The organism is Streptomyces sp. SID11385 (genome assembly GCF_010548245.1).
Lineage (GTDB): Bacteria > Actinomycetota > Actinomycetes > Streptomycetales > Streptomycetaceae > Streptomyces.
Genome location: NZ_JAAGLR010000727.1, coordinates 1 through 5,108, shown reverse-complemented (window position 1 = coordinate 5,108; position 5,108 = coordinate 1). Strand labels below are relative to the sequence as shown.

General features: G+C 72.1%; 4 protein-coding genes. All 4 read right to left on the bottom strand.

Features of this window, described 5'->3' with window-relative positions; all coding sequences use genetic code 11:
• Positions 1-130 precede the first annotated feature (130 nt).
• Positions 131-802: a class I SAM-dependent methyltransferase gene (locus G3I42_RS22070; protein WP_164288501.1), complete on the bottom strand. Its 672-nt coding sequence runs from the start codon at positions 800-802 to the stop codon at positions 131-133.
• A gap of 187 nt (positions 803-989) precedes the next feature.
• Entirely contained in the window at positions 990-1,664 is a 675-nt protein-coding gene (locus G3I42_RS22065; RefSeq protein ID WP_203607147.1) for a DUF402 domain-containing protein, read from the bottom strand.
• An 85-nt stretch (positions 1,665-1,749) separates the two neighbouring features.
• Positions 1,750-3,177, bottom strand: coding sequence for a class II fumarate hydratase (locus G3I42_RS22060; RefSeq protein ID WP_164288499.1), 1,428 nt, complete (start codon positions 3,175-3,177; stop codon positions 1,750-1,752).
• Positions 3,178-3,286: 109 nt separating this feature from the next.
• On the bottom strand, positions 3,287-4,960 hold the full coding sequence (locus G3I42_RS22055) for a fumarate hydratase (RefSeq protein ID WP_164288497.1): 1,674 nt from the start codon (positions 4,958-4,960) through the stop codon (positions 3,287-3,289).
• Positions 4,961-5,108 lie beyond the last annotated feature (148 nt).

Below are 5,108 nucleotides of genomic sequence, written 5' to 3'. Positions count from 1 at the left end.
TGCGGCGCGGGCAGGGGCTGCCCCGCCGCGCCGTGCGCGGCGTGCAGCAGGCCGCCCGGCGCCTGCGGGTGGGGGGTGGGTTGCTCGGTCACGCGTGTCGAATCCGTCCGTCCGGCTGAGCGGCCCGCGCTCAGACGCGCCGGCAGTTCAGGAAGAGCTGGAACTCGGGAGGGGTGTCGGTGCTGGCGGGGGCGTACGAGTACGCGTCCTCGCCAACGATCTCGAACCCGGCATCCCGCACGGTACGGCGCAACTCCTCGCGGAGGTAGCCCGATACCCGGATCTCGTGCCCCAGGAACGGAATCGCCGCGTCGTCGAGGTCGGCCTCGACCATCGAGAGGGCGAGCAGACCGCCGGGGACGAGCAGCGAGTGCAGGGAGCGCAGGGCGTGCGGGATCTCCGGGCGCGGCAGCATGAGCAGCGTGAAGAAGCACGTGATGCCGTCGAAGCGGCCGAGCCCGTCCGGGCCCTCGGCGCGCAGCGAGGCCACGTCACGCCGGAGGAACCGCGCCCCGGGGACGTGCGTCGTGGCCAGTTCCACCATCCCGGGCGACAGATCGACCCCGGTGACCTCGAACCCGGCGTCGACGAGGCCCTTCGCGGTCGGCAGCCCCGTACCGCTGCCCACGTCCAGGACCCGCGCCCCGGCCGGGAGTTCCTTCGCGAGCCACTGACCGGCCGCGAGCTGGCCCTCCTTGTGCGGGAAGGCCTCGTCGTAGCGCTGCCCGATCGCGTCGAACGCCGCCGCCTGCCCCGTGCGGTCCGGCGCGCCGGACCCGTATCCCTCGTACCCCACGCTCACGTACTGTCCGCCCCTCGTTGACTTTCCGTCAACCTCCGTGCGCGTCACGGCGGTTGCGCCCAGTATCGGGCCCTCTCGCGGAGCTAGATCCTACGTTTGCCCCTCCGGGGGGCGGCAAGAGTCTCATGAGCCCGGCTCGGCGGCCTCGCGCCCAGGACCGGTGGCCCCGCGCTCCCGCCCGGTGCCCTCATGCCGTCAGCTCGGCCGGCAGCCGGTCCCAGTCGGCCGGGAGCGAGGGCACGGGCCAGGAGGGCTCGGGCCGCCACTCGGCCCACGGCTCGCTGAACGGGGCGCCCCAGGACTCGATCAGCGCGACGGCCGCGCGCCCCGCCTCCCGCACCCCCGCCGCCGTCTCCGCGCTCATCAGCCCGTCCGCGCACGCCTGCGCGAACTCGTCCTCGTCCCGCCAGGACCAGGAGCGGTCCCGCTGGACGTCGATGTCGAGGAAATGGTCCACGGAGTCCACGCCCGCCGGGTGCCGGCGCAGCGGCTGCTCCAGGTTCACGTACCAGTTGCGGAAGGTCCAGTCCTCGTCCCACCACAGCCACACCGACCACGGTTCACCGGCACGGGCGAGCTTGAGGACGCCGTTCCCCCACCAGGGCTCACGCCCGGTGGTACGGGGGCGCGTGTACCGGCTCGCGAGGGGTTCGGCGTGCACCGGGGTCCCGTCCGCGAAGACCGGCCGCACGCACTCCGTGCCGGGCGCGAGCCAGGCCACGAGCCGGTCCCCGGTGTCCTCCACGACCGTCATGGGGCGGCAGATGTGCACACCCTCGTCGCCACGCGTCCCATTGGCGCGGTAGCGCCAGAGGATGGGGGTGCCGGGGGACCAGCGGGGGGCGGCGGTTTCGTGGGGCATGCGCGGATTTTACGCCCGTCCGCACCGGCCACCCGCCGCCCCGTCCCCGCCCGGCCACCCCGCCCCCGGCCGTCCCGTCCGCGTCCTACGGCCGGGTCATCCGCAGGACGTCCAGCGCCTCGTCGAGCTGCTCCACCGTCAGGTCCCCGCGCTCCACGTACCCGGACTCGATCACGACCTCGCGAATCGTCTTCCGCTCGGCGAGCGACTTCTTCGCGACCTTCGCCGCCTCCTCGTACCCGATGTACTTGTTGAGCGGCGTCACGACGGACGGCGAGGACTCCGCGTACTCGCGCGCCCGCTCCACGTTCGCCGTGATGCCGTCGATCGTGCGGTCCGCCAGGAGCCGCGAGACGTTCGCGAGCAGCCGCACCGACTCCAGCACGTTCTTCGCGATGACCGGCAGCATGACGTTCAGCTCGAAGTTCCCCGCCGCCCCCGCCGCGCCCACGGTCGCGTCGTTGCCGACGACCTGCACGGCGACCTGGAGCACCGCCTCGGGCAGCACGGGGTTGACCTTGCCCGGCATGATCGAGGAACCGGGCTGGAGGTCGGGCAGGCTGATCTCCGCGAGCCCCGTACGCGGGCCGGAGGACATCCAGCGCAGGTCGTTGGCGATCTTCGTGAGCGAGCCCGCGATCGTCCGCAGCTGCCCGGACGTCTCCACGAGCCCGTCGCGCGCGCCCTGCGCCTCGAAGTGGTCGCGGGCCTCGGTGAGCGGCAGCCCGGTGACGCGGGCGACCTCGGCGATGACGGCGGCCGAGAAGCCGGGCGGCGTGTTGATCCCCGTACCGACCGCCGTGCCGCCCAGCGGCAGCTCGGCGAGCCGGGGCAGCGAGGCGCGCAGCCGCTCGATCCCGTACCGCACCTGCGCCGCGTAGCCGCCGAACTCCTGGCCGAGCGTGACGGGCGTGGCGTCCATGAGGTGGGTGCGGCCCGACTTCACGACGTCGGCGAACTCCTCGCCCTTGCGCGCCAGCGCGGCGGCGAGGTGGTCCAGCGCGGGGATCAGGTCGTGCGTGACGGCGGAGGTCGCGGCGATGTGGATCGAGGAGGGGAAGACGTCGTTCGACGACTGCGAGGCGTTCACGTGGTCGTTCGGGTGCACGTCGGCGCCCAGGCGCTCGGTGGCGAGCGTGGCGAGGACCTCGTTCGTGTTCATGTTCGAGGAGGTCCCGGAGCCGGTCTGGAAGACGTCGACGGGGAAGTGGTCGTCCCAGCGCCCCTCGGCGACCTCGTCGGCCGCCGACCGGATGGCCCGCGCGCGCTCCGCGTCGAGCACCCCCAGCTCGGCGTTGACCTTCGCCGCCGCCGCCTTGATCTGGGCGAGGGCGCGGATGTGCGCGCGCTCCAGGTGCTGGCCCGAGATGGGGAAGTTCTCGACGGCGCGCTGGGTCTGCGCGCGGTACTTCGCGTGCGCGGGCACCCGCACGTCGCCCATCGAGTCGTGCTCGACGCGGAACTCGGGCGCGGCGGCCTCGGGGGTCGCGGACCTCGCGGACCTTTCGGACATGGAACGGCGCTCCTCTCCATCGGGGACCCGCGCGGGGGTTTCGCGCGGGGGCTCTATGGAGGCAGCGGCGGGGCGGGGGCGGATATTCCGCCCACCGCCCCGCGAGGGCTCAGCCGAGGCCCGGGCCGCGCACCGGGATACTCGTGAACGTCGGGGCCGGGGCGGGCTCGGTGAAGAAGTCGTTGCCCTTGTCGTCCACGACGACGAAGGCGGGGAAGTCCTCGACCTCGATGCGCCAGACGGCCTCCATGCCCAGCTCCTCGTACTCGACGACCTCGACCTTCTTGATGCAGTCCTGCGCCAGGCGCGCGGCCGGGCCGCCGATCGAGCCGAGGTAGAAGCCGCCGTGCGTGGCGCAGGCGTCGGTGACCTGCTGCGAGCGGTTGCCCTTGGCGAGCATGACCTTGGAGCCGCCCGCCGCCTGGAACTGCTCGACGTAGGAGTCCATGCGCCCGGCGGTCGTCGGGCCGAAGGAGCCGGAGGCGTAGCCCTCGGGGGTCTTGGCGGGGCCCGCGTAGTAGACGGGGTGGTCCTTGAGGTACTGCGGCAGGCCCTCGCCCGCGTCGAGCCGTTCCTTGAGCTTGGCGTGCGCGATGTCGCGCGCGACGACGAGCGGGCCGCTGAGCGAGAGGCGGGTCTTGACGGGGTACTTCGTCAGCTCGGCGAGGATGTCGTCCATCGGCTGGTTGAGGTCGATGCGCACGACCTCGTCCGCGCCGTCCTCGGAGAGGTGCTCGTCCGTCGTCTCCGGCAGGAAGCGGGCCGGGTCGGTCTCCAGCTGCTCCAGGAAGACACCCTCGGCGGTGATCTTCGCGACGGCCTGGCGGTCGGCGGAGCAGGACACCGCGATGGCGACGGGGCAGGACGCGCCGTGCCGCGGCAGGCGCACGACCCGTACGTCGTGGCAGAAGTACTTGCCGCCGAACTGCGCGCCGATGCCGATCTTCTGCGTCAGCTCGAAGACCTTCTCCTCCAGCTCCTTGTCCCGGAAGCCGTGCCCGAGCGGGGAGCCCTCCTCGGGCAGCTCGTCGAGGTAGTGCGCGGAGGCGTACTTCGCGGTCTTGAGCGCGAACTCGGCGCTCGTGCCGCCGACGACGATCGCCAGGTGGTACGGCGGGCAGGCGGCCGTGCCGAGCGAGCGGATCTTCTGCTCCAGGAACTTCATCATGGAGGACTCGTTGAGGACGGCCTTCGTCTCCTGGTACAGGAAGGACTTGTTGGCGCTGCCGCCGCCCTTGGCCATGAAGAGGAACTTGTAGGCGCCGCCGTCGGTCGCGTACAGCTCGATCTGCGCGGGGAGGTTGGAGCCGGTGTTCTTCTCCTCCCACATGGTCAGCGGCGCCATCTGCGAGTAGCGCAGGTTGAGCTTGGTGTACGCGTCGTAGATGCCATGCGCGAGGGCCTTCTCGTCCTCGCCCGAGGTGAGGACCTGCTGGCCGCGCTTGCCCATGACGATCGCGGTGCCGGTGTCCTGGCACATGGGCAGGACACCCGCCGCCGCGATGTTCGCGTTCTTGAGCAGGTCGAGGGCGACGAACTTGTCGTTCGAGCTGGCCTCGGGGTCGTCGACGATGCGGCGGAGCTGGGCGAGGTGGGCGGGGCGCAGGTAGTGCTGGATGTCGTGCACCGCCTCGGCGGCGAGCGTGCGCAGCGCCTCCGGATCGACCTTGAGGAAGGTCCGCCCGTCCGCCTCGAAGGTGGAGACCCCTTCGGAGGTCACCAGCCGGTACGGGGTGGTGTCCTCTCCGGTGGGCAGCAGATCGGTGTACGCGAACTCCGGCATCGTGACGCTTCCTCGTGTGGGTGACGCGGGGCGGACGGGTGTGGGTCGCCCCGGACCGCCCGCGACCCGGCTTCCTGGCGCCTGGGCGGCGCCCTTCAGGTTAGAACCTCGGGGTTGGGGGGTGGTTGTGAGGTAGGGCTCAGTGGGG